Raw genomic sequence first — 23,297 nt, 5'->3', positions numbered from 1 at the left:
CCGGTCGGCGTCAGGTGAGGACGAAGACGGCCGGTCGGCGTCAGGCGGGGACGAAGATCCAGGACTTCGACTCGCCCGGCTCGTAGGGGGAGTCCAGCCGCTTGGCGAGCACGCCGGGCAACCCCTGTTCGCGGGCCGCCTGCCGTACCGGCTTGGCCTGGCCCGGCCACGAGGGGGCGGTCTGCCAGCGGGCGGACGCCAGCCCGAGCGCTTCGAGGGCCGCGCGGCGGGCCGTGTACGGCAGCGCGACCAGCGAGTGGCCGTCGTCGTAGAGGAGGTCGTAGCAGACCAGGACCTCCGTGCCCGCCAGCGTGACGACCTCGCCGTCCAGCACTGTCGCGCGGCTGCCGAACGACGCCGCGAGCGGGCGCAGCCACGGATGGCGCCGGGCCGCCTCCGTACGCCCGCCGTCGATCGGCACCAGCACGCGTTCCCCACCCCAGGCGAACTCGAAGGCGTGGCCGTCCGCGTCGCGCGGCAGCCGGGTCCGTTCGACCGGGAGCATCGGGTCGAGCGGAGGCAGGGGGTCGCGGGAGGGCGGGTCCATGCGGTGGATCATCCAGTTCTTGCCGCCCGTCTGGAACAGCACGAACCGCCCCGAGGCCCGCGAGCCCTTCAGCACGACCTTGACCTCGCGGTCGGACCACTTCTCCGTCTCGTACGTGCCGCGGTCCCAGACCGTCATCGTGCCGCCGCCGTACTCGCCCTTGGGGATCTCGCCGTGGAAGTCGAGGTACTCCATCGGGTGGTCCTCGGTGTGCACGGCCAGGTGGTTGGTGCTCGGATCGGCGGGCAGCCCCTTGGGGACCGCCCACGAGACGAGCACGCCGTCGCGCTCCAGCCGCAGGTCCCAGTGCAGGGCGCGGGCGTGGTGCTCCTGGATCACGAACGCCGCGCCGTCGCCCGGCTCGGGGGCCGCGCCGGGGACGGGCTCGGGGGTACGGCTGGCGTCGCGCTTACTGCGATATTTCTCCAGTTTGTCGGGCACGCACGGTATCTACCCCTAGTCGAGGGCCTTGCGCAGCCAGGATTCCACTCCGGCGATGTGCACCGTGGCCCAGGAGCGGGCCACGTCGGGCTGGCGGGTGGCGATGGCCTCGTAGATCGCGGTGTGCTGCTCCCGCGTCTTCTCCATCGCGCCCTCCTGGGTCAGCCCGCGCCAGATCCGCGCCCGGGTCGTCGGCCCGGACAGGCTCTCGATGAACGAGCAGAGCACGCTGTTGCCCGAACCCCGTGCGATCCGGTGATGGAAGTCGAGGTCGTTGGCCACCAGCTCCTCCACCGTGGGCGCGGATGGCAGCGACTCCAGGATCACCCGGAGCTCGTCGATCTCCGCGTCGGTCATCTGCTCGGTCGCCATCGCCGTCGCCGCGGGCTCCAGGATGCGGCGTACTTCGAAGAACTGGATCACCGTGTCGTCACGGTGCAGGTCGAGCACGAACGACATGGTGTCGAGCAGCAGGCGCGGCTCGAGGCTGGTGACATAGGTGCCGTCGCCCTGCCGTACGTCGAGGACGTTGATCAGCGCCAGCGCGCGTACGGCCTCACGGAGCGAGTTTCGCGACAGGCCGAGGCGTTCGGCCAGGTCGGCCTCTTTCGGCAGCCGGTCGCCGGGCGTGAGCTCGCCCGAGAGAATCATCTGCTTGATCTTGTCGATGGCTGCGTCGGTGACCGCCACGCTTTTCTCCCTAGACATCGGATGTCTAGGATTCTAGGGCCTGGAAGCGCACCGTATCGACTCCGGGGACGCGGCGAATCGCGCCACGCGCCTCCAGCGTGCGCAGGTGCGCCGCGGCCTCGCCCGCGGCCATGCCGCGAAGTACGGGGGACAGGTCGTCCCAGGGCCGGTTCCAGGTCATCATCGCGGCGGTCTCCCAGATGGTCAGTGGTTCCGCGCGCTCGGACAGGAGGGCGCCGAGCCGCTGGAGCTTCTCCTCGTGATGGTGGCGGATCTCGGCGGCGCGCGCGGCTACATCTGGAAATATCCACTCATGGGCGGGCAGCGCGTCCAGCGGGCCCAACTCGCCGACGCGGTCCAGGGACCCCAGGAAATCACCCAAAGGATCAACATCGTCCCGGTCATAGGGATAAATCCCGACGTGGGGGGTGATGTCGGGGAGGACGTGGTCGCCGGTGAAGAGGCGGTCGGCGTCCTCCAGGTGCAGGCAGATGTGGCCGGGGGTGTGGCCCGGCGTGTGCACGGCCCGCAGCTTGCGGCCCGGCAGGTCCACCAGGTCGCCGTCGCGCAGCTCGCGGTCGGGCAGCGCGGGCGTGTCCGGGCGACCGGCCGTCGCGATCGCCACGTCCTCCTGCCCGGCGCCCGCCCGCCGCAGCATCTCGGCCTGGAAGTCGCGGTGCTCGCCGTCGGCGAAGCTGTGCATGAGCCTGACCAGCGCGGCGTCCGCTTCGTGCATCGCGATCCAGGCGCCGGACTCCGCCCTGACCTGTCCGGCCAGCCCGGCGTGGTCGGGGTGGAAGTGGGTGACGACCACGCCTCTGACCGCGGTCACGTCGAGGCCGAGCGTTCGCAGGCCGCCGCTGAGGGCCGCCCAGGCGTCCGGGTGGTTCCAGCCGGCGTCCACCAGCACGGGGCCCTTGGGGGAGTCGACGGCGTAGACGAGTGTGTAGCCGAGCGGGTTGCCGGGGATCGGCACGGGCACGCTCCACACCCCGCCGCCGAGGTCCTGCGGGCGCTGCTCGGCGTACGGCCTGCGCCGGGTCGTCTTCATCCAGTGTCCCCCGTTGAGCGTGCTGGTCCTCGGTCGAGTGTGCGGGAAAAGAAGGTGAGATGGGTACCGGATTTCAACCGGGGTGGGTCACGTGATGCGCTCGAGGATCGTGGCCGTGGCCAGCGCGCCGCCCGCGCACATCGTGACCAGCGCGGTCGCCGAGTCGGAGCGCTCCAGCTCGTGCAGCGCCGTCGTGAGCAGCCGTGCCCCCGTGGCGCCGACGGGGTGGCCGAGCGCGATCGCGCCGCCGTTCACGTTGACGCGGTCGAAGTCGGGCTCGTGCACGCTCGCCCACGACAGCACCACCGACGCGAACGCCTCGTTCACCTCGAACCTGTCGATGTCGCCGATCGCCATCCCGGCCGTCGCGAGCACCTTCGCCGTCGCGTCCACCGGCCCGTCGAGGTGGTAGTACGGCTCGGCGCCGACGAGGGCCTGGGCCAGGATCCGTGCCCGGGGCCGCAGGCCGTACCGCGAGGCCGTCTCCTCGCCCATCACCAGCACGGCGGCGGCGCCGTCGGAGATCTGCGAGGAGGTGCCCGCGGTGTGCCTGCCGTTCTCGCCCAGCACCGGCTTGAGCCCGGCGAGCCCGTCGACGGTGGTCTCGCGTAAGCCCTGGTCCCTGCGTACCTGCCCGACGGGCACGATCTCCCGCTCGAACCGCCCGTCGGCCCACGCCTTGGCGGCCAGTTGCTGCGAGCGCGCCCCGAACCAGTCGAGCCGCTCGCGGGTCAGCCCGCGCCGCTCCGCGATCCGCTCGGCCGCGGTGAACTGGTCGGGCAGGTCGATGCTCCAGTCGTCGGGCTTCGGCTTGGCGGGCAGGACGTTGCTGCCGAGCGGCGCCCGGCTCATCACCTCGACCCCGCACCCGATGCCCACGTCGATCACGCCGGCCCTGATCATCGCCGCCGCCAGGTGCACGGCCTGCTGCGACGATCCGCACTGCGCGTCGACCGTGGTCACCCCGGTCTGGTACGGCAGGCCCGCGTACAGCCAGGAGTGCCGCCCCACATGCCCGCCCTGCTCGCCCGCCTGGGTCACGCACCCGGCGAAGACCTGCTCGACGATCGCCGGGTTGATCCCGGACCGCTCGATCAGGCCGTTGAGCGCGGTGGCCAGCACCTGCTGCGGTTTGAGTTCGGACAGCCAGCCGCCGCGCTTGCCGATGGGGGTGCGGACGGCCTCGACGATCACCGGTGTGCCCACAGTCGCCTCCAGAACGATGCTCCGGTCGTGACTGTAACGCGTTCTAGTTTCCGGTGGAAGTCCCGCTCAGTGTGCGAGGCAGCCCGAAGGTGTCGAAGAGGCCGAGGTCGAAGAACATCGCGACATGGCTGACCCGCGAGCCGGTGAACGTGAGCACCGGCAGTCCGAACGCCTCATAGACGTCGCCGCGCCGCAGGTACATCCCGAACGCCGGCTGCCCGTTCGCCTCGATCGGCACCAGCCGCAGATCGCCGGGCTGCTTCGCGGGGCAGTTGGTCGCGATGAGCCGGCCGATGTTGTCGGCACCCTGATACCAGCCGGTGAACGGCGGCATCTCCCAGACCGCGTCCTTCGTGAACAGCTCCACGATGCCCGCCACGTCGTAATTCTGGAACGCCGCCACATAGCGGTCGAGCTGCGCCCGCTGCTCGGCCGTCAACGGCTCGACCGGGTCCTCGAGGCTCGGCGACACCTCGTCGAGCTGGGCACGGGCGCGCTGCAGGGTGCTGTTGACGGCGACGGTCGTGGTGTCGAGCACCTCGGCCACCTCCGCGGCCCGCCACTTGAGCACGTCACGCAGGATCAGCACCGCCCGCTGCCGGGGCGGCAGGTGCTGCAGCGCGGCGATGAGCGCGAGCCGGATGCTGTCACGCGAGGTGACGATGGCGGCGGGATCGTCGGCCCCGGCACCGACCATCCCGTCGGGTATGGGCTCCAGCCACGGCACCTTGCCCCCCTCGACCAGGGGACCGGTCGCCTCGGACGCCGGCGCGCCGAGCCCGGTCGGCATCGGCCTCCTTTTCCGGCTGTCGAGCGCCGTCAGACAGGCCGTCGTGGCGATGCGGTAGAGCCAGGTACGCACCGACGAACGCCCCTCGAACCCGTCGTAGGCGCGCCACGCGCGCAGGTAGGTCTCCTGGACGAGGTCCTCGGCGTCGTGCACCGACCCCAGCATGCGGTAGCAGTGCGCCAGCAACTCACGCCGCAGCGCATCAGCCTGCCGGAGGAAATCCTCGTTTGACGGCCTGTCTGTCATTCCCCCTGTATAGCTTCCGCCACCGACAGACCCCGGAGACCGGCCCGGTTACTGTCGCACGGAGAGGACGATCTTTCCCGTCGTGCGGCCGGACTCACCCATTTCGTGGGCCTTGGCCGCGTCCGCCAGCGGCAGCACGGCGGCCAGCTCGGCCCGCAGTTTCCCGGCCTTCGCCAGCGCGGCCAAAGCCTTCATCGCGGCGTGGTCGGGCTCGACGAGCATGGCCGCCGACCGGATGCCCCGCTCGGCCGCCTGCGCGTCCAGGCCCGCGTCCAGGAGCGAGAGAGCCAGCGAGACGATCGTGCCGCCCTCGCGCAGGGTACGCAGCGAGCGCGGGCCGTAGTCGCCGCCCATGGTCTCGATCACCACGTCGACATCGCGGACGACCTCGGCGAAGTCCTCGTCGCGGTAGTCGACCAGCTCGTCGGCGCCGAGGTCGCGGAGCAGTTCGTGCTTGGCGGCGCTGGCCGTACCGATGACGTACGCGCCGCGTGCCTTGGCGATCTGCACGGCGAAGTGCCCCACACCACCCGCCGCGGCGTGCACGAGCACCCGCTGGCCCTCCTTCAGCCCTGCGGTGTCCACCAGCGCCTGCCAGGCGGTCAGCGCGGCGAGGGGGATCGCGGCCGCCTGGGTGTGGTCGAGGTTCGCGGGCTTGAGGGCGAAATGGCGGGCCGGGGCGCTCACGTACTCGGCGTAGGCGCCGTGGCCGTACGGAAAGCGGAGCATGCCGAAGACCTCGTCCCCGGGCTGGTAGATGGTCGTGCCCAGGCCCACCTGCTCGACGACGCCGGAGACGTCCCAGCCGAGCACGAACGGTGGCTTACCCAACTGGCCGCCACTGGTCCGAGTCTTCCAGTCCGCGGGGTTGACCCCGGCCGCGTGCACCCGCACGAGCACCTCGGTCGGCCCCGGCGTGGGCCTGTCCACCTCGACTGTCTTCAGTACTTCTGGTCCGCCCAGGGTGTCCTGGCTGACTGCGCGCATCTTCATGCCGCCAAGCCTGCTGCGCCGGGGTACCGGTCGGCGAGTGGCCCAGTGGCCAAGATGTGTAAAGATCGGGCCATGCATCGTGTGGTCGTACTGGCGCCGGCGAACGTCATCCCGTTCGAGCTGAGCGTGCCGTCCAGGATCTTTTCCACGGCACGCGGTCCGGAAGACGAGCCGCTCTACGAGGTGATCACCTGCACGCTCGACGGCGGCCCCGTCGCCACGTCCGCCGACTACGCGATCGCCGTCGAACACGACGCGAGCGCGCTGGCCACCGCCGACACCGTCGTCATCCCCGCCGCCGCCGGCTTCGCGGACATCACCGGCCCGGAGTCGCTGCCTCCCGGCCTGCTCGACGCCCTCTCCCTGGTACGCCCGGGCACCCGGGTCGTGTCGATCTGCATCGCCACCTTCGTCCTGGCGGCCGCGGGCCTCCTCGACGGCCGCCCGGCCACCACCCACTGGCGGCACGCCGAGCGCTTCGCCCGCCTCTTCCCGGAGGTGCGGATGGACTCCGATGTGCTGTTCGTGGACGACGGCGACGTACTCACCTCGGCGGGCGCGTCGGCGGGCGTGGACCTCTGCCTGCACCTGGTACGGCGCGACCACGGCAGCGAGATCGCCAACCAGGTGGCCCGCCACTGCATCGTCCCCCCGTGGCGGGACGGCGGCCAAGCCCAGTACATCGAACGCCCGGTCCCCGAACCATCGGCCTCGGGCACCGCCCCCACCAGAGCCTGGGCCCTCCAGCACCTGTCAACCCCCCTGCAACTGGCCGACCTGGCCGAACACGCGGGCATGAGCAGACGCACCTTCACCCGGCACTTCCGCCACGAGGTAGGCCAGAGCCCCGGCCAATGGCTGACCCGGCAACGCATCGAACGGGCCAGACACCTCCTGGAAACCACAGACCTGCCGGTGGACCGGGTGGCGGAGCAGTCGGGCTTCGGCACGGCGGCCTCCATGAGGCAACACCTGCACGCGTCGCTGGGAGTGTCCCCACACACGTATCGCCGCACCTTCAGGACTGCGGTCTGACGCCGCCGAGCCGTGAAAACCGGCGCCGTGAGAACTACGGCGCGGAGAGGTCGTTCACCAGCCGGGCGGCGGCGATTTCGATGCGGCGCTGGATCTGCTCGTACGTGCGGCGACCGCGGAGCATCTCCAGGAGCTCCTGCACCCACACGCTGGACAGCGACCCCGCCAGGTCGAGCTGCACCTCGCTGGCCCGATCCCGGGTGAGGCCGGCCGAGACGCGCAGCAGCAGCCCCGTCATCCGATCGCCGAACGGGGTCTCCACCTCGGCCATGATCAGCGACCGGATCAGCGCGTCGGCCAGCTCGGGCTCGCGCATGAGGCCGCGGGTGGCCCGCATCAGCACGTCGACCGCGCGGCCCGCCGGGGTGGAGGCGCTCGGCGGACGGCGTTCGATGCTGCTCTCCAGCAGGTCGATCTCCTCGCCGACGACCGCCACGACCAGGTCCATCTTCGACGGGAAGTAGCGGTAGAGGGTGCCGAGCGCGACGCCCGCCCGCTCGGCGACCGTGCGCATCTGCATCGCCTCGACGCCGCCGCGCGAGGCGAGGGCGGCGGCGGCCTGGACGATGCGCTTGCGGCGCTGGTGCTGGCTACGCGTACGGACGCTGTGACCGCCGGACGTGGAATGGCTCTCCATGATCCCCTCGGTGTCGCTGGGGGGCGCGGCGGACGACGCCTGCGGGGTGCGCATGAGAACACGTTATCTGATTTCTCGATAACTCGGCTTGTTACCCGCGAGTCACAAAGAACCTGTATAGACGCATGTCTGAGCCGCTACAGGCATATATCCGGAGTTGTTGTGATGTGTCGCCTATGGACAGAGATTAGAATCTGTTCTAGTTTTCGGAACTGTTGACCGAGCGCTTGCTGGGAGGGTCGATGGCCGCGGACACGCTCGCCGCTCTGTTGCTGGCCCGGGCCGGCGACGACCGTCCTGGGCTGTTATTCGAGGATCGCGTGTGGTCGTGGCGCGCGCACGTGGCCGCCTGCCGTACCGCCGCCGCCTGGCTGAACACCTGCGCCTTCGACGGGCCGCCGCACGTGGGGGTGCTCTGCGACAACGTGCCGGAGATGGTGTTCCTGCTGGGCGGGGCCGCGCTCTCGGGGCGGGTGCTGGTGGCTCTGAACCCGACCCGATCCGTGGAAGAGCTGACCCGCGACGCCCGCGCCACCGACGTCGGCCTGCTGCTGTGGGACGGGCCTTACGAGGCGGTGGCGCGCTCCGTGGCCGACGCCCTGGGAGTGGCGTTGGCGCCCGTCCCGGACTGGGGCTCGGCACTCACAACGGCCTCGGACATAAGCGACCCGGATCCGGATCCTGGCGCGCTGGTCATGCTGATCTTCACCTCCGGCACGTCCGGCCGGCCGCGGGCGGTGCGGATCACGCACCGGAAGATCGCCGTCCCCGGCGTCTCGCTCGCCGCGATGCTCAGCCCCACCGACGCCGTCTACTGCGCGATGCCGCTCTTCCACTCCGGCGCCGTCATGGCGGCCTACGCGCCGGCCGTGGCGTCTGGGGCGGCGCTGGTGCTGCGGCGGAGGTTCTCCGCGTCGGGCCTGCTGCCGGACATCAGACGCTACGGCTGTACGTACCTCCACTACGTCGGCAAGGCCCTCTCCTATGTCCAGGCCACCCCACGACGCCCGGACGACGCGGACAACCCTCTGAGGCTCGCCTTCGGCAACGAGGGGAGCGCCACGGCGACCAGGCGGTTCGGGGAGCGGTTCGGCTGCCATGTGATCGACGCGTTCGGGTCGACGGAGACGGCCATCTCGCTCAGCCCGGATCCGACGGGCCCGCCCGGCTGTCTCGGCAGGCTGCCGCTGGGCATCGAGATCCGCAGCCCGCTGACCGGCCTGCCGTGCCCGCCGGGCCGCGTCGAGGACGGACGGCTGCTCAACCCCGACGAGGCGGTCGGCGAGTTGGTGAACACCGGCGGCCTCGGCCTGTTCGACGGCTACTACAACGACCCGGACGCCGACGCCGAGCGGATGCGGGAGGGCGCGTTCTGGTCGGGCGACCTGGCGTACGCGGACGCCGACGGCTACGTGTTCTTCGCCGGGCGGGGCACCGAGCGGCTCCGCGTGGACGGCGAGAACCTGGCGGTGGCCCCGATCGAGGCGGTCCTGCGGGAGTTCCCGGGCGTGATCGAGGCGGCCGTCTACCCCGTGCCGGACGCGGCGGCCGGAGACCAGGTCATGGCGGCGCTCGTCCTGGAAGCGTCGTTCGACCCCGCCGCGTTCGCCGGCTTCCTCGCCTCTCGCCGCGACCTGGGGGCCAAGTCGTTCCCCCGGTACGTACGCATCTCCGAGGGCCTGCCCCAAACCTCCTCGCACAAGGTCGTCAAGCGGGTCCTGGTGAAGGAGGGCTGGCGGACGGCCGACCCGGTCTGGTGGCGTCCCACTGGCGCGGAGATCCGATTACTGGGCGGTGAGGACGTCGCGGCGATCGAGCGGGAGTTCGCCCGGCACGGCCGGCAACACCTTTTGGAGAAATAGTGGATTTCAACCTGGATGACACTCAACAGGACCTGCGCACGCTGACCGCCGACCTCCTGGCCAAGGAGGCGACCTCGGAGCGGCTGGAGGCGCACGAGAAGAGCGGCCTGCCGTACGACGAGCGGCTCTGGCAGGCGCTGTGCCAGGCGGAGCTGATGAGCGTGTGCGTACCGGAGGACGCGGGCGGCGCCGAGCTCGGGCCCGTCGAGCTGGCCGTGGTGCTCCGCGAGGTCGGCGCGCGGGCCGCACCGGTGCCCGCGCTGGCGACGCTGGTGAGCACGCTGGCGATGGCCCGGTACGGAACACCCGCGGAGGGGCGGCCGCAGTCGGCTGACGGCGTCGGCACGGTGGCGCTGCGTGAACCCGGCAGGGCGCTGGCGGACCCGCCCCTGACCACCGCCGAGCGGGATGGCGACGGCTGGGTGCTGACCGGGCGAAAGGTCGGGGTCCCGTACGGAAATGAAGCCGCGTACGTGCTGGTCACCGCCGACGAGGGCGTGTTCATGGCCACCGGCTCGTGGACGGCGCACCCGGAGTTCGCCTCCAACGGCGAGTCGCTGGCCACGGTCGTGTTCGACCGGACGCCGGCCGAGCGGCTGGCCGGTCCGGAGGCGGTCTCCGGTCTGCGGCAGATCTTCACGGCGGCCGTCGCGGCCCAGGCCAGTGGCGTGCTGGCCGGTGCTCTCAAACTGACCACCGAGTACATCAGGAACAGGAAGCAGTTCGGCCGGGCCCTGGCCGAGTTCCAGGCGGTCACCGTGCAGATCGCCGACGTCTACATCGCCACGCGGGCGCTCGACGTCGCCGTGTGGTCGGGCGCCTGGCTGCTCGCCAACGACCTGCCGGCCGAGGAGGACCTGGCCGTGGCCGCGTTCCACGTCAGCGAGGCGTTCACGGCGCTCTACACCTGCCAGCACCTGCACGGCGGCCTGGGCCTCGACGTGACGTACCCGCTGCACCGCTACTTCGCACACGCCAAGCACCTGACGCACCTGCTCGGCGGCGCCGACGCCCAGCTCGACCTGATCGGAGCGCTCGTCTGATGCTGATCGACCTGACCCCCGACCAGCGCAGGCTCCGCGACGAGCTGCGCGAGTACTTCCAGAACTGCCTCACCCAGGAGGACCGCCGCAAGATCACCGAGGACCCGTTCGGCACCGCCTACATGGAGCACTGCCGCAGGCTCGGCCGCGACCGCAAGCTCGGACTCGGCTGGCCGAAGGAGTACGGCGGCGGCGGTTTCGGCCCGCTCGAACAGCAGATCTTCGCCAACGAGATCGCCCGGGCCGGCGTGCCGTATCCGCTCATCACGCTGCAGACGGTCGGGCCGACCCTGATGCAGTACGGCACGCGGGAGCAGAAGGAGAAGTTCCTGCCGAGCATCCTGGCAGGGGAGTGTCACTTCGCGATCGGCTACAGCGAGCCCGAGGCCGGCACGGACCTGGCCTCGCTCCGGACCACGGCGGTGCTCGACGGCGACCACTACGTCGTCAACGGCCAGAAGATCTTCACCAGCGGCGCCCACTACGCCCAGCACATCTGGCTGGCCACCCGCACCAACCCCGATGCCAAGAAGCACAAGGGCATCACGATGATGATCGCCTCGACCGACGACCCGGGCTTCTCCTGGACGCCGATCGTCACCATGGACGGCCGCCACCACACGAACTCCACCTACTACGCCGACGTCCGCGTCCCGGCGAACATGGTCGTGGGCGAGGTGGACAAGGGCTGGGACCTGATCGTCAACCAGCTCAACCACGAACGCGTCACGCTCGGCCCCGCCGGGAACCTCGGCCAGACCTACGACCGCTTCCTGGCCTGGGCGCGCCGTGCCGGGCTGGTGGACCAGCCGGACGTACGACGGGCGCTCGGCCGGGTGCGGGCCTACTTCCGGACGAACGAGCTGCTCAACTGGCAGGTCGCGGCGAACATGGACCTCGGCTGGCTGGGCGCGCCCGACGCGTCGGCCACCAAGATCTACGCCTCGGAGCGGGTGCAGGAGGTCGGCCGGCTCATCGGCGACATCCTGGCCCGCTACGCGGATCCGTCGGACCCGGAGACGGCCGAGCTCCTGGAGCGCTTCGACCACGGGGTGAAGGGGGCGGTGGTGCTGACGTTCGGCGGCGGGGTGAACGAGGTGCAACGCGAGCTGATCGCGATGCTCGGCCTGAGCCTCCCGAGGCCGCCCCGATGACGGACGCCCAGCCGACGGACCCCCAGCCAACCGACGCCTCAACGACAGACGCCCCAACGACAGACGCCCAGCCAACCGACGCCCCGAGCGCGGACCGGGAACTGCGCGAGCTGGCGGACAAGCAGGCCGCTCTCGGGGAGGTACGCGGTGCCGCCGCGCCGGACCCGGTGAACGCGCCCATGATCAGGCACTGGCTCGACGCCCTCGGCGACACGAACCCGGCCTACCTCGACAAAGGTCTCGCCCCACCCGCGATGATCCAGGTCTGGACCATGCAGGGCCTCCGCCGGGGCACCAAGGACCGCTCGCCGGTCGACGACATGATCACCGCCCTGAACACGCACGGCTACACGGGCGTGGTGGCGACGAACTGCGAGCAGACCTATCACCGGTACGCCCGGCTGGGCGAGCGCCTGACCCCGTCGACCCGCTTCACCAGCCTCGTGGGCCCGAAGCGGACGGCACTCGGCGAGGGCTACTTCGCCACCTGGAACGTCACCTGGTACGGCGACACGGACGACCCAGTGGCCGAGATGATGTTCCGAATCCTTAAATTTCGCCCACGCACCGCGGCGCCGCCGCCGTCACCCGCCGCCGCACCCTCCCCAGAGGCGAGCCGCAAGCCGTACCCGCTGCGGCCCGCCGTCAACGACGACACGGCCTTCTTCTGGGAAGGCGTCCAGCAGGGCGAGCTGCGCATCCAGCGCTGCGCCGACTGCGGCGAGCTACGCCACCCGCCAGGCCCGATATGTCCCGCCTGCCGCTCCACCAACCGCACCCACACCGTGGCGAGCGGCGAGGGCACCGTCTACAGCTATGTCGTGCACCACCACCCCCCGGTCCCGGGACGCGAGACGCCCTTTGTGGTGGCAGTGGTGGAACTGCCAGAAGGGGTGAGGATCGTAGGGAACATCGTGGACTGCCCGCCGGACGCCGTGGGTATCGGTATGTCGTTGCGTACGACTTATCGTGCTTTGGACGACGAACTTGTTCTTCCTATGTGGGCGCCATGGGAGTCGTGATGCGGACGCTGACCGAAGACCAGGTCGAGATCGGTTCGGTGCTTCCCGAGCTGTCGATCGACCTCACGCCCACGGTGGTCGTCTCCACCGCCCTCGCCACCATGGACTTCACCCCGGTCCACCACGACGTCGAGGGCGCCCGCGCACAGGGCTCCAAGGACATCTTCCTCAACATCCTGACCACGATGGGGCTGGTGGAACGGTACGTCACGGACTGGGCGGGTCCTGAGGCGATCATCAGGCGCATCAAGGTCAAGCTCGGAGTCCCGGCGTACGCGGGCGACCGGCTGAGCTTCAACGGCACGATCGTCTCGCGGGAGGCGGGGGAGTTCACGGTCGAGGTACGCGGCAAGGTCAGCCTCGGCGACCACGCCACCGGCACGATCACCCTCACCCTCCCCTCGGCCCCCTGACCTCGCGGGTGGTCCTGCCGACGCAACGGCGGCACGAGACCTGATCACCTCAACGAAGGAGCGGTAAGTGCTCAAGTCCCAGGCCGCCATCGCGGGCATCGGCGCCACCGAGTTCAGCAAGCGGTCCGGCCGGTCGGAGCTGCGGCTGGCCGCCGAAGCCGTGTTCGCCGCGCTCGACGACGCCGGGGTGGCGCCGGGTGACGTGGACGGGATGGTGACCTTCACCCAGGACACCAACCAGGAGATCGCCGTGGCCCGCGAGATCGGCGCCGGTGAGCTCACCTACTTCTCGCGGGTCGAGTACGGCGGCGGCGCGGCGTGCGGCACGGTGGCGCAGGCCGCCATGGCCGTCGCGACCGGCGCGGCGACCACCGTCGTCTGCTACCGGGCGTTCAACGAGCGCTCCGGCCGCAGGTTCGGGCAGCCCGACGCCCGTCTGGGCGGGCAGCCGACCTCGCAGGGGCTGGAGATGAGCTGGCACGTGCCGTTCGGGCTGATGACGCCCGCCGGGTGGGTGGCCATGTTCGCCCAGCGGTACATGCACACCTACGGCGCCACCTCAGAGGACTTCGGCCGGGTGGCCGTCGCCATGCGCAGGCACGCCTCCACGAACCCCGCCGCCTGGTTCCACGGCCGCCCCATCACCCTGGCGGAACACCAGGCGTCCAAGTGGATCGTGGAGCCGCTGCACCTGCTCGACTGCTGCCAGGAGAGCGACGGGGCCGTGGCCCTGGTGGTCACGACCGCCGAACGGGCCCGGGACCTGCGCCGCTCCCCGGCCGTGATCACGGCCGCCGCGCAGGGCGCGGGCGTGGGGCAGATGATGATGACCAGCTACTACCGCGATGACATGAGCGGTCTGCCCGAGATGGGAGTCGTCGGGCGTCGCCTATGGGAAATGTCCGGCCTGAGCCCGCAGGACATCCAGACAGCCATCCTGTACGACCACTTCACCCCGTTCGTCCTGGCCCAACTGGAGGAGCTCGGATTCTGCGGCCGGGGAGAGGCCCCCGGCTACCTCCAGGACGGCGGCATCGAGCTCGGCGGCCGCCTGCCCGTCAACCCGAACGGCGGCCAGTTGGGCGAGGCCTACATCCACGGCATGAACGGCATCGCCGAGGCCGTACGCCAGGTCAGAGGCACCTCCGCCAACCAGGTGAGCGGAGTGCGCAACGTCCTGGTCACGGCCGGCACCGGCGTCCCGACCAGCGGCCTGATCCTCTCGGCCGACTGACCCGCCGGCTCGGAGGTCACGGGCCGATGATGAGCGGAACCGCGAAGAACACGAGCATCGCGATGATGACGCAGACCAGGAACCCCATCAGCTCCCACGCCCAGTCGTAGTGCTTGTCCCGGACGGGCCGTACCCGGGCTTCCGGTATGGCCGGCATGTCCGGGAAGTCGTCGGCGGGCAGGTCGTCCACGATGGGCAGGTCGTCCACGCTGGGCGGGAACAACAGCGGGGCCGGCATCCGGTAGACGGGCTCCTTGGCGGTCCTCGGAACGAAGAAGGAGCCCGGCTCCCTGGCCTGGCCCTTGTGCACGAGGATGTCACCGATGGCGGGCAGCTCCTGGGTCACCGCGTCGTCGTCCAGCACGTCCCCCGGAATGGACGCCGAGAGCGGGAACGGCGGCTTCGTCACAGGCTCGCTGTCCGGTTTGGCAGAGCCCGGCTCGGCGGGCTGCGGCAGACGGAACAGCCCGTCGCGCGTCGATTTCGCGTCCTCGGGCGGCCACGCACCGAAAAGCGGATCCTGGGACGGCTTCGCGCCAGAGGGTGCGTCTTTGGGCGGGCGCGGGCCGAAAAGGGCCTCCCAGGATGACCGTGCGCTCGACGGCCGGGGCGTGAAGAACCGCGGTCTCGCGGGAGCCTGGTCCGCGCCGAGCGGTGCCTGGCCGGGACCGGTGGGAACGCGGCCGGGCCCCTCCAGCCGCCCGAGCCCGGAAAGCGTCTGGTCAGGCCCGAACGGGTCGCGGAGTTTCGGCATCGGCATCGTGGGGGCCTCGTGCTCCGGCACCCGTGACGGCGACGGCGGCGTCAGCAGCTCCGTCGGGAAGATCCCGGTGCTGGTCGCCGGATCCGCCTCGCCTAACGGCAGAGGCCACGTCGGCGGCCCCGGCCAGAGCGGCTTGACGAACATCGGCGCCGCCGTACGACCAGGCATGACCCGGGGCGCGAAGCGCTTGTGGAGATAGTCGGGCGGCGGCGGCCACGGCAACCGCCCCAGCACGTCGCGCAGCGGCGCGACGCCGAGCGCCCCGTAGACGTCGGCCACCGGCTTGGACACGCGGGGGCCGACATAGGCCAGGGCGGTGTCGAGCGCCTGCCGAAAGCGGTGCGCGGCGCTGGTGGCCAGCTCCTCCGCCGTGTCGGGCGCCACGTCGAGCACCCAGGCCAGCTCGGCGAGATCCAGCCCGCACACCTCGCCCAGCACGAGCACCTCGCGCTGGTGCGGGCGCAGCTCCCGCAGCGCCCGCTCCACCAGCGCGGACGCCGGGTCGATCAGCGGGTCGACCACCGAAGGCGCGTAGACGACATCACGGCGGAGGATCTCGCGGCGGGCGAACGCGAACAGAGCGGCGCGCGGAGGCGGCGTCGCCGGGACGCCCGAGAGGACGGACACCAGGGCGTCGGCTGCGGAACCGTGGTCCCCGAGCTGGTCAGCGCAGTACGCGAACAGCCCGGCGGCGTAACGGTCGTAGAGCTCCGCGATCAGTTCGGCCCGGGAGGGGTGATCGGTGAGCGAGTGTGTCACGGGGCCGGATCCTCTTGCTGAAATACGGACGCTTGAGGGTGGGGGGTGCGGCGTCGATGTCTGTGGTAGTAATCATGCCAACTTACCCAGGTAAAGCGCACTACCAGCACCGTATTTCGCATGAAACTTGCAGCTACCTGAAGCGTTTCAGATGGGACTGAGGGGACAGAGCGGGCAGGATCACCGTAGTCTGGTCGCTCTGAGAGATCATGCGGTGGCTGTAGCAGGGGGAACTGCGGCCCCCGCCACGAACGCGAGAGGTCGCGCGTGATCACATTTGACGACGTCACCAAACGATATCCGGACGGCACGGTCGCCGTTGATCACCTGAGCCTTGAGGCGCCGACAGGTGAGATCACCGTGTTCGTCGGCCCCTCGGGTTGTGGGAAGACGACGTCCCTCCGAATGATCAACCGGATGATCGATGCCTCAGAGGGGCAGATCCTCCTTGACGGCGTGCCTGTGCAGGGCATCGATCCGCCGACGTTGCGGCGCGGCATCGGGTACGTCATCCAGCAGGCGGGACTCTTCCCGCACCGGAAGATCGTCGACAACATTGCCACCGTCCCCTATTTGCTCGGCTGGGACCGCAAGAAGGCCCGGGACCGGGCCATGGAGCTGCTCGAACGCGTGGGGCTCGACCCGGTCATGGGCGAGCGTTACCCGTTCCAGTTGTCCGGCGGTCAGCAGCAGCGTGTCGGCGTGGCCAGGGCGCTCGCGGCGGACCCGCCGGTGCTGCTCATGGACGAGCCGTTCAGCGCGGTCGACCCGATCGTGCGCACCAGCCTCCAGGAGGAACTGCTCAGACTGCAGTCGGAGCTGAACAAGACCATCGTCTTCGTCACCCACGACATCGACGAGGCCATCAAGCTCGGCGACCGGGTCGCCGTCCTGCGTGTGGGCGGCAAGCTGGCGCAACTGGCCGATCCCAAGACGCTGCTGTCGGAGCCCGCCGACGACTTCGTCCGTGAGTTCCTCGGTCATGACCGGGGCATCAGGCGCCTGCAGTTCATCTCGACGAAGGACCTGCGTCTGCGCACCGACCTGACCGTGCCCGAGGGGTTCGAGGGCCCGACGGACGAGCCGTGGCTGCTCGTCGTCACCGCCGATGACCGGCCGGTGGGCTGGATCTCGCGCGAGCGGCCCACCGAGCTGGAGTCGTACGGGACGTTCGTGCTCGGCCGCGACTCGATGCGCTCGACCCTCGACGCGGCACTGCTGTCGCCGTCGGGCTGCGCGGTGGCCGTGAACGAGGACGGCAAGGTCGTCGGCGTGGCCACCAGAGAGGCGCTCGACGAGGCTCTGGCGGAGGCGGCCGATGGCTGACGGCCCTCCTTCCGTATGGGAGTGGATCGCCCGCAACTGGGACACCGGACGGGTCGACAGCATCAAGAACCTGCTCGGCGACCACCTGATCATGTCCCTGGTGCCGATCGTCGTCGCGCTGGTCCTGGCGCTGCCGCTGGGGCTGGCCTGCGTACGGTGGCGCTGGCTCTTCCAGCCGACGTCCGGCGTGATGAACATCTTCTACGCGCTCCCCTCGCTGCCGGTCTTCATGCTGCTCATCCAGATCACCGGCCTGTCGAAGACGACCGTGATCGTGCCGCTGACCCTCTACGCCTGCGCCGTGCTCATCCCGTCCGTGGTGGACGGGCTCGGTGCGGTGCCCGAGCACGTACGGCAGTCGGCCATCGCTATGGGGTTCACGCCGCTGCGCCGCCTGGTGCAGGTCGAGCTGCCGATCGCGACGCCCGTCGTGCTCGCCGGGCTGCGGGTGGTCGCCGTCTCCAGCATCAGCCTCGTGAGTGTCGGCGCGCTGATCGGGCAGGGTGGTCTGGGGATGCTGTTCACCCGGGCCTACCAGAACCCGTTCGTGCCGCCCGCGCTCGTCGGCATCGTGCTGATCGTGCTGCTGGCCCTGGTCGCCGACGGCCTCCTGGTGCTCGCGCAGCGGCTGCTGACCCCCTGGGTCAGGGCTAGGAGGTCCGCGTGAACTGGCTGCTGGAGTTCTTCGGCAAGGCGGAGAACTGGTCGGGACCCGCGAGCATCCCCACGCGGCTGCTCGAACACCTGGAATTCTCGCTCATGGCGCTGGTCCTGGCCGTGCTGATCGCGATCCCGCTCGGCCTGCTGATCGGGCACACCGGCAAGGGCGGTCTCGGTGTGGTCGTCACGGCCAACCTGGCCAGGGCGCTGCCGACGCTGGGGCTGCTGGTGCTGTTCGTGCTGCTGCTCGGCACCGCGTCGATCCTGCCGGTGATCATCCCGCTGGTGCTGCTGGCCATACCGCCGATCCTGGTCAACACCTTCGAGGGAATCAGGGCCGTGGACCCGGAGCTCCGTGACGCCGCCTACGGGATGGGGCTGCGCGGCGGGCAGGTGCTCGGGCGGGTGCTGGTGCCCGTGGCGCTGCCGCTGATCCTGCTGGGACTCCGGCTTTCGGCCATCCAGGTGGTGGCCACCACCACGATCGCGGCCTACACCGGGCTGGGCGGGCTCGGCCGGTTCGTGATCGACGGATTCGCCACGCAGGATTACGCCAGCGTGGTCGGGGGTTCAGTACTGATTGTGTTGTTCGCGCTTGTCGTGCAGGTGCTGTTCACCGTCGTTCGGCGGGTGACGGTCTCCCCAGGGGTGAGTCAGCGGGTCAAGGTCCGCTAATCTCTCTAATACCTGCCGCTTAGGAAGGAAATATCAATGAAACGCATGTTCAGCACTGCGGCGGTGCTGCTGTCGGCGACGCTCGCGTTGGCCGCGTGTGGGGGCGGCGGCAGTGGAGGCAACCCGCTCAGCACCACGAGCGCGGCGCCCAGCGGCTCGGCGTCCGCGAGCGCCAGCAAGGTGATCATCGGTTCCGCCAACTTCGACGAGAACACGCTGCTCGCCTCCATCTATGCCCAGGCATTGGAGGCCAAGGGCGTACAGGTCGAGGAGAAGCCCGGGATCGGCACCCGTGAGGTCATCTACGACCAGGTCAAGAGCGGCGGGCTGACCATAGTGCCGGAGTACAACGGCAACTTGCTGGCCTTCGTCGACAAGGCGACCAAGGCGAAGACCACCGAGGAGGTCAACGCGGAGCTCAAGACGAAGCTGCCGCCCGAGCTGGAGGTCCTCGACTCCTCGCCCGCCGAGGACAAGGACACCCTGACGATCACCAAGGACGAGCAGACCAAGGGGTCGCTCAACTCCATGGAAGACCTGGCCAAGGTGTCCAAGACCTGGGTCATCGGCGCTCCGCCCGAGTTCAAGCAGCGCTGGGAGGCCGAGCTGAAGTCGGTCTACGGGATCGAGTTCAAGGACTGGAAGGCCACCGGCGCCACCACGGCCGACGCCATCAAGGACGGCACGGTCCAGGTCGGCAACGTGTTCAGCACGGACCCGAAGATCGCCGCGAACAACCTCGTCTCGCTCCAGGACACGAAGAACCTCTTCGCCGCCCAGAACGTGACGCCGCTGGTCAACAAGGCGGCCATGAACGACACGATCACCACCACGCTCAACGCCATCTCGGCCAAGCTCACGACGCAGTCGCTGCTCGACATGATGCAGAAGATCGCCGTCAACAAGGACGAGCCCGCCACGGTGGCCAAGGAATGGCTGACCTCCAACGGCCTCGGCTGACCCGCCCGGCGAGGGTCCCCGGACTTCGGGGGCTCTCGCCGTGAGCGAGTTCACCGAGGCGATGGCGCAGCTCGCGGCGGGCGTGGCGGTGGTCACCGTCCGCGACGACCGCGACGACCTGGGCGCCACGGTCTCGGCGCTGATGTCCGTCTCGCTGGAGCCGCCGCTGGTGCTGGTGAGCCTGCGCAGCGACGGCTACCTCTGCGAGGTGCTGCTGCGCCAGGACCGCTGGGCGGCCTCGCTCCTGTCGGCCGGGCAGGCCGCGATCGCCAGCCGCTTCGCCGCCGCCGGCCGGCCCAGCGCCCGCCACCTGGTGGCGGGCACCGCGCACCACCGCGGCACCCACTCGGACGCGATCGTCGTCGAGAACGGCGTCGCGGCCCTGGAGGCGGAGACCACCCAGGTGGTCCCCGCCGGGGATCACACGCTGTTCATCGCGCGCGTGCTCGCGGTGCCGTACGTCACGGCCTCTCTCCAGCCGCTGGTACGACTCCGCGGCCGCTACCGCCCGATGGGCGCCTGACCCGGCGCGTACAGCGGGCTCACTGGATCCTGTACCAGGCGGGGAGGGACAGCGGCCCGGCGGCCGAGAAGCCCAGCTCGGCGGAGAGCCGGGCGAACGGCCCCCAGGCGTCCAGGCGGACCCGGGTCAGCGCGGCGGCCTTGTCCTCGCTCGACTCCGGGCCGCGCAGCCGCTCCAGCGGGTTGAGCCGCGGATAGGCCCGTACGGGCGCCTCCGCGCCCAGGCCCGCGCGCTTCCTGGCCATGCCGAGCGCGTCCTCGAGACCGCCCAGCTCGTCCACCAGGCCGCAGGACCGCGCGTCGGAGCCGGTCCAGACCCGGCCGCGGGCCAGCTCGTGGGCGCGGTCGCGGGTCAGGCCGCGACCCTCGGCGACCTTGCCCACGAAGTCATCGTAGATACGGTCGAGCCAGGCGTTGACCCGCTCCCACTGCTCGGGGGACCAGGCACGCGTCGCGGAGAACATGCCGGCGTTGGTGCCCTCGGCCACCAGCTCGGAGTTGACGCCGACCTTCTCCAGCAGCTCGCGCATCACCGGCTTGCCGGCGAACACCCCGATGGAGCCGGTCAGCGTGCCGGGCTGGGCGACGATCACGTCGGCGGCCATCGAGACGAAGTAGCCGCCGGAGGCGGCCACGTCGCCCATCGACACGATCACCGGCTTGACCTTGCGGGCCAGCACCACCTCGCGCCAGACCGTGTCCGAGGCGACGTACGAGCCTCCGGGGCTGTCCACCCGGAACACGATCGCCTTGACGTGCTCGTCGCGCCGGGCGGCCCGCAGCGCGGCGCTCACCGTGTCGGAGCCCATCGCGCCACCGCCGCCGAGCGGGCTGCGCCCGCTGCGGCCGGACCTGATCTGCCCGTTGCCGTGGATGAGCGCGATGCCGTCGGCCGTCGGGTGCGGCAGCTTGCGCACGGCCGCGGCTCTGGCGTACCTGGAGATGTACTGCAGGTGCGGGTCACTGCCCGCGGCCTGCCTGACCTCGTCGTACACCTCGTCGCGGTAGGCCAGGCCGTCCACCAGACCGGCCTCCAGCGCCTCGGCGCCGATGAAGGGCCCGCGGTCGACGAGCTCGCGCACCTTGGCCGGGTCGAGCCGGCGGCCCTCGGCGATGCCCGCGGTGACCTGCTCGATGACCGACTCGACGATGCGGGTCATCGACTCGCGGTGCGGCTCGGTCATGTGGTCCTGGGTGAACATGTTGGCCGCGGTCTTGTACTCGTGGCGCTGGCCGCCCTCGTAGCCGATGCCCAGCTTGGTCAGGCTGCCCTTGACGAACCGCTGCTCCAGCGCCACGCCCGTCAGCCCCACGTCGCCGCTGGGCTGCAGGTAGATCCGCTCGAACGCGGTGGCCAGGTAGTAGGGCACGGTGGCGTTGCCGAACTCGCCGAACGTCTCGGCGAACGCGACGGTCAGCTTGCCCGAGGCGCGGAAGTGGGCCACCGCCTGGCGCAGCTCCTGCACCATCGCCAGGCCGAGCGGATTGCCGCCGATCTTCACGACCAGTGCCTTGACCCTGGAGTCCTGCCTGGCCCGCTTGAGCCCCGACAGCACATCGGACAGTCGCGTCTTGCGCATGGACAGCACGGCGGAGAGCGGGTCCGCCGGCGGTCCTTCAGTGAGCCCTTCGGTGAGATCGAGCTCCAGCACCAGCGGGGCGGTGCGCCGCTGGCGATACCTGTCAACCGTGTCCAAGATCGCCTTGCCTGCGTCCATAAAAGCCACCCTAAGCGGCAGGAGTCGGTCATGGGTTACCCAACTCCTGCCGATGGCCGGACGTGGTCAGCGACCGTGACGCGGCGCGGCCTCAGACGCCGGGGCGGGCCGGCCCGATGGCCCTGGCGAGGTTGATCCGCTCGGTGTTCACCTGGGCGAGGTCGACGCTGTACGGAATGTCCATGCCGGTGTTCTGCAGCCGCCGCGCGATCTCCTCGACGCTCATGGTGGGAAAGGCCTGCCTCATCACCGCGAAGCCGCCGGTCACGTGCGGCGCGGCCATCGAGGTGCCGCTCAGCTCGGCCCAGGTGTCGTCGGGCACCGACGAATTGATCTTGACTCCGGGGGCGAACACGTCCAGCATCGCGCCGCGGTTGGAGAACCAGGCGATCTGGTCGGTGTCGTCCGTGGCACCCACCGTGATGGCGCTGGAGACGCAGGCCGGAGAGGCGACGCCGTCGTGGCCGGAGTTGCCCGCCGCCACCACGGGCGCGACGCCGAGCGCCCGCAGGGCGTCGAACTGCGCCTTGTGCGCGCCGGCCCGCGGATCGTCGTCGCACGGCTGGGTGAAGATGCCGCCGCCGAAGCTTATGTTGACCGCGGCGATGTGCAGTCTCTTCGCCGCCCTCTCGACGTACTCCAGCCCGAGCTTCTGGTCCGAGGTATAGCTCAGGAAGCACGGAGCCGATCGGGCGCCCGCCGCCGAGCAGGCCGCGGAGCTGTTGATGCGGGTGAAGACCTGGATCGGCAGAATGGCCGCCCCCGGTGCCACGCCGTTGGACGGAGCGCCCCGCACCATCGCGCCCGCCGCTATGCCCGCCACGTGCGAGCCGTGCTGGCACTGGTTGAGCCCGTTCGTGATGCACAGTGGGGTCTCGGCGTTCGCCGCGCCGCGGCCCGTCTGGCTGGGCTGCCCGTTCGGGCAGAGCGAGACGGCCTCGGCGCTCGGGTTCGCGGAGGAGAAGCAGGCCTCGTCCGCGATCCGGCCGGTGAAGAACGGATGGTCGTCGTCGATGCCGGTGTCGAGGACGGCGACCGTGGTGCCCTTGCCGGTCCAGCCCGCCGCGTTGGCCTGGTCGGAGGCGATCACCTTGGTGCTCTCGTCCAGGAACGTCGAGCTCAGCTCGTCCTTGTAGACGGATTTGACGCGGGGGTCGCTCCTGAGCCTGTCCAGGCACACGCCGTCGAGTTCGGCCACGAAGAAGTTCGGCGACTTCGCCGTCTCGATGATCCGCGCCGTTCCGGAGGCCGCCATGATGTCCCGGGCGACGGCCTCGCCGTCCTGGCCGGGATGGAGCTCGACGATCGAACGGACGCGCAGCGTCGTCTTCATCTCCTCGACGAGCGCCGGGCTGATGAGCGGCCCGCCGACGCCGAGGCTGTCCGCGTGGCCCGCCTGGGCCGCGACGAGCGCGGCCGAGACCGTGGCGAGCGCGAGCAGGCCGGTCAGCAGCGGTCGTAGCTTCACTGGTTCCTCCGTGGTGGGGTGAGCCGTCTTGCCTGCTCAGTCCCCACGCACGTGAAAGGTGATGTCCCTGTTTCCCAAGTGA

At 70.4% G+C, this 23,297-nt stretch carries 22 protein-coding genes; 12 read left to right on the top strand and 10 right to left on the bottom strand.

What is annotated here, in order from left to right:
- Positions 1 to 40 precede the first annotated feature (40 nt).
- From AB0F17_RS35750 to AB0F17_RS35725, 6 genes are all read right to left on the bottom strand, one after another.
- Positions 41 to 988 carry a DNA polymerase ligase N-terminal domain-containing protein gene (locus AB0F17_RS35750; protein ID WP_358031908.1) on the bottom strand — a complete coding sequence of 316 codons (948 nt, stop codon included), beginning with the start codon at positions 986 to 988 and terminating at the stop codon, positions 41 to 43.
- A 15-nt stretch (positions 989 to 1,003) separates the two neighbouring features.
- The gene (locus tag AB0F17_RS35745; RefSeq protein WP_358031907.1) at positions 1,004 to 1,678 is read right to left on the bottom strand and encodes a FadR/GntR family transcriptional regulator; all 675 of its coding nucleotides are present in this window, start codon (positions 1,676 to 1,678) and stop codon (positions 1,004 to 1,006) included.
- Between the two features lie 25 nt (positions 1,679 to 1,703).
- On the bottom strand, positions 1,704 to 2,729 hold the full coding sequence (locus AB0F17_RS35740) for an MBL fold metallo-hydrolase (protein WP_358031905.1): 1,026 nt from the start codon (positions 2,727 to 2,729) through the stop codon (positions 1,704 to 1,706).
- Between the two features lie 87 nt (positions 2,730 to 2,816).
- Positions 2,817 to 3,935, bottom strand: coding sequence for a steroid 3-ketoacyl-CoA thiolase (locus AB0F17_RS35735; RefSeq protein ID WP_358031903.1), 1,119 nt, complete (start codon positions 3,933 to 3,935; stop codon positions 2,817 to 2,819).
- Between the two features lie 43 nt (positions 3,936 to 3,978).
- The gene (locus AB0F17_RS35730) at positions 3,979 to 4,971 is read right to left on the bottom strand and encodes a sigma-70 family RNA polymerase sigma factor (RefSeq protein ID WP_358031902.1); all 993 of its coding nucleotides are present in this window, start codon (positions 4,969 to 4,971) and stop codon (positions 3,979 to 3,981) included.
- A gap of 48 nt (positions 4,972 to 5,019) precedes the next feature.
- Positions 5,020 to 5,958 carry an NADP-dependent oxidoreductase gene (locus AB0F17_RS35725; RefSeq protein WP_358032312.1) on the bottom strand — a complete coding sequence of 313 codons (939 nt, stop codon included), beginning with the start codon at positions 5,956 to 5,958 and terminating at the stop codon, positions 5,020 to 5,022.
- A 78-nt stretch (positions 5,959 to 6,036) separates the two neighbouring features.
- Here AB0F17_RS35725 and AB0F17_RS35720 point away from each other — a divergent pair, with 78 nt between their 5' ends.
- A complete protein-coding gene (locus AB0F17_RS35720; protein WP_358031900.1) occupies positions 6,037 to 6,999 on the top strand; it encodes a helix-turn-helix domain-containing protein in 963 nt (320 codons plus the stop codon).
- Between the two features lie 34 nt (positions 7,000 to 7,033).
- Here AB0F17_RS35720 and AB0F17_RS35715 read toward each other — a convergent pair whose 3' ends face one another.
- Positions 7,034 to 7,636, bottom strand: coding sequence for a TetR family transcriptional regulator (locus AB0F17_RS35715; protein WP_358032310.1), 603 nt, complete (start codon positions 7,634 to 7,636; stop codon positions 7,034 to 7,036).
- A gap of 242 nt (positions 7,637 to 7,878) precedes the next feature.
- On the opposite strand from AB0F17_RS35715, the gene AB0F17_RS35710 reads away from it, so the two are divergent.
- The 6 genes from AB0F17_RS35710 (at position 7,879) to AB0F17_RS35685 (ending at position 14,364) form a co-directional block, all read left to right on the top strand.
- Positions 7,879 to 9,498 (top strand): AMP-binding protein, encoded by a 1,620-nt coding sequence (locus AB0F17_RS35710; RefSeq protein WP_358031898.1) that lies wholly within the window; start codon positions 7,879 to 7,881, stop codon positions 9,496 to 9,498.
- Positions 9,498 to 10,541 carry an acyl-CoA dehydrogenase family protein gene (locus AB0F17_RS35705; RefSeq protein ID WP_358031897.1) on the top strand — a complete coding sequence of 348 codons (1,044 nt, stop codon included), beginning with the start codon at positions 9,498 to 9,500 and terminating at the stop codon, positions 10,539 to 10,541. Before AB0F17_RS35710 ends, AB0F17_RS35705 begins: the two co-directional genes overlap by 1 nt.
- Entirely contained in the window at positions 10,541 to 11,695 is a 1,155-nt protein-coding gene (locus AB0F17_RS35700) for an acyl-CoA dehydrogenase family protein (protein WP_358031896.1), read from the top strand. The genes AB0F17_RS35705 and AB0F17_RS35700 overlap by 1 nt, the downstream gene beginning before the upstream one ends.
- Positions 11,692 to 12,717 (top strand): bifunctional MaoC family dehydratase N-terminal/OB-fold nucleic acid binding domain-containing protein, encoded by a 1,026-nt coding sequence (locus AB0F17_RS35695; RefSeq protein WP_358031895.1) that lies wholly within the window; start codon positions 11,692 to 11,694, stop codon positions 12,715 to 12,717. The genes AB0F17_RS35700 and AB0F17_RS35695 overlap by 4 nt, the downstream gene beginning before the upstream one ends.
- Positions 12,717 to 13,130 (top strand): MaoC family dehydratase, encoded by a 414-nt coding sequence (locus AB0F17_RS35690; protein ID WP_219533735.1) that lies wholly within the window; start codon positions 12,717 to 12,719, stop codon positions 13,128 to 13,130. The genes AB0F17_RS35695 and AB0F17_RS35690 overlap by 1 nt, the downstream gene beginning before the upstream one ends.
- 67 nt (positions 13,131 to 13,197) lie before the next feature.
- Positions 13,198 to 14,364 carry a lipid-transfer protein gene (locus tag AB0F17_RS35685; RefSeq protein WP_358031893.1) on the top strand — a complete coding sequence of 389 codons (1,167 nt, stop codon included), beginning with the start codon at positions 13,198 to 13,200 and terminating at the stop codon, positions 14,362 to 14,364.
- A gap of 16 nt (positions 14,365 to 14,380) precedes the next feature.
- On the opposite strand, the gene AB0F17_RS35680 is transcribed toward AB0F17_RS35685, so the two are convergent.
- On the bottom strand, positions 14,381 to 15,886 hold the full coding sequence (locus AB0F17_RS35680; RefSeq protein ID WP_358031891.1) for a hypothetical protein: 1,506 nt from the start codon (positions 15,884 to 15,886) through the stop codon (positions 14,381 to 14,383).
- A 267-nt stretch (positions 15,887 to 16,153) separates the two neighbouring features.
- On the opposite strand from AB0F17_RS35680, the gene AB0F17_RS35675 reads away from it, so the two are divergent.
- The 5 genes from AB0F17_RS35675 to AB0F17_RS35655 are packed head-to-tail and all read left to right on the top strand — an operon-like array spanning position 16,154 to position 20,030.
- A complete protein-coding gene (locus tag AB0F17_RS35675; protein WP_358031890.1) occupies positions 16,154 to 17,212 on the top strand; it encodes an ATP-binding cassette domain-containing protein in 1,059 nt (352 codons plus the stop codon).
- Positions 17,205 to 17,879, top strand: coding sequence for an ABC transporter permease (locus AB0F17_RS35670; RefSeq protein ID WP_358031888.1), 675 nt, complete (start codon positions 17,205 to 17,207; stop codon positions 17,877 to 17,879). Before AB0F17_RS35675 ends, AB0F17_RS35670 begins: the two co-directional genes overlap by 8 nt.
- The gene (locus AB0F17_RS35665; protein ID WP_358031887.1) at positions 17,876 to 18,547 is read left to right on the top strand and encodes an ABC transporter permease subunit; all 672 of its coding nucleotides are present in this window, start codon (positions 17,876 to 17,878) and stop codon (positions 18,545 to 18,547) included. Before AB0F17_RS35670 ends, AB0F17_RS35665 begins: the two co-directional genes overlap by 4 nt.
- Positions 18,548 to 18,583: 36 nt before the next feature.
- Positions 18,584 to 19,507 carry an ABC transporter substrate-binding protein gene (locus AB0F17_RS35660; RefSeq protein WP_358031886.1) on the top strand — a complete coding sequence of 308 codons (924 nt, stop codon included), beginning with the start codon at positions 18,584 to 18,586 and terminating at the stop codon, positions 19,505 to 19,507.
- A gap of 40 nt (positions 19,508 to 19,547) precedes the next feature.
- Entirely contained in the window at positions 19,548 to 20,030 is a 483-nt protein-coding gene (locus tag AB0F17_RS35655) for a flavin reductase family protein (protein WP_358031884.1), read from the top strand.
- A gap of 19 nt (positions 20,031 to 20,049) precedes the next feature.
- On the opposite strand, the gene sppA is transcribed toward AB0F17_RS35655, so the two are convergent.
- Together sppA and AB0F17_RS35645 are read right to left on the bottom strand one after the other, a co-directional pair.
- Complete coding sequence (gene sppA / locus AB0F17_RS35650; protein WP_358031882.1) at positions 20,050 to 21,747, bottom strand: signal peptide peptidase SppA; 1,698 nt, start codon at positions 21,745 to 21,747, stop codon at positions 20,050 to 20,052.
- A gap of 91 nt (positions 21,748 to 21,838) precedes the next feature.
- Complete coding sequence (locus tag AB0F17_RS35645) at positions 21,839 to 23,215, bottom strand: S8 family serine peptidase (protein WP_358031880.1); 1,377 nt, start codon at positions 23,213 to 23,215, stop codon at positions 21,839 to 21,841.
- Positions 23,216 to 23,297 lie beyond the last annotated feature (82 nt).

The organism is Nonomuraea sp. NPDC026600 (genome assembly GCF_040638335.1).
In the GTDB taxonomy this organism is placed as follows: domain Bacteria; phylum Actinomycetota; class Actinomycetes; order Streptosporangiales; family Streptosporangiaceae; genus Nonomuraea.
This window is presented reverse-complemented; position numbering and strand designations above follow the sequence as displayed.

What these genes read in the sequence shown, in the direction of transcription:
- AB0F17_RS35740 (WP_358031905.1), bottom strand. Translation starts at nt 2,729, where the DNA reads ATGAAGACGACCCGGCGCAGGCCGTACGCCGAGCAGCGCCCGCAGGAC.
- AB0F17_RS35730 (WP_358031902.1), bottom strand. Translation starts at nt 4,971, where the DNA reads ATGACAGACAGGCCGTCAAACGAGGATTTCCTCCGGCAGGCTGATGCG.
- AB0F17_RS35725 (WP_358032312.1), bottom strand. Translation starts at nt 5,958, where the DNA reads ATGCGCGCAGTCAGCCAGGACACCCTGGGCGGACCAGAAGTACTGAAG.
- AB0F17_RS35720 (WP_358031900.1), top strand. Translation starts at nt 6,037, where the DNA reads ATGCATCGTGTGGTCGTACTGGCGCCGGCGAACGTCATCCCGTTCGAG.
- AB0F17_RS35715 (WP_358032310.1), bottom strand. Translation starts at nt 7,636, where the DNA reads ATGGAGAGCCATTCCACGTCCGGCGGTCACAGCGTCCGTACGCGTAGC.
- AB0F17_RS35710 (WP_358031898.1), top strand. Translation starts at nt 7,879, where the DNA reads ATGGCCGCGGACACGCTCGCCGCTCTGTTGCTGGCCCGGGCCGGCGAC.
- AB0F17_RS35700 (WP_358031896.1), top strand. Translation starts at nt 10,541, where the DNA reads ATGCTGATCGACCTGACCCCCGACCAGCGCAGGCTCCGCGACGAGCTG.
- AB0F17_RS35695 (WP_358031895.1), top strand. Translation starts at nt 11,692, where the DNA reads ATGACGGACGCCCAGCCGACGGACCCCCAGCCAACCGACGCCTCAACG.
- AB0F17_RS35690 (WP_219533735.1), top strand. Translation starts at nt 12,717, where the DNA reads ATGCGGACGCTGACCGAAGACCAGGTCGAGATCGGTTCGGTGCTTCCC.
- AB0F17_RS35670 (WP_358031888.1), top strand. Translation starts at nt 17,205, where the DNA reads ATGGCTGACGGCCCTCCTTCCGTATGGGAGTGGATCGCCCGCAACTGG.
- AB0F17_RS35660 (WP_358031886.1), top strand. Translation starts at nt 18,584, where the DNA reads ATGAAACGCATGTTCAGCACTGCGGCGGTGCTGCTGTCGGCGACGCTC.
- sppA (WP_358031882.1), bottom strand. Translation starts at nt 21,747, where the DNA reads ATGGACGCAGGCAAGGCGATCTTGGACACGGTTGACAGGTATCGCCAG.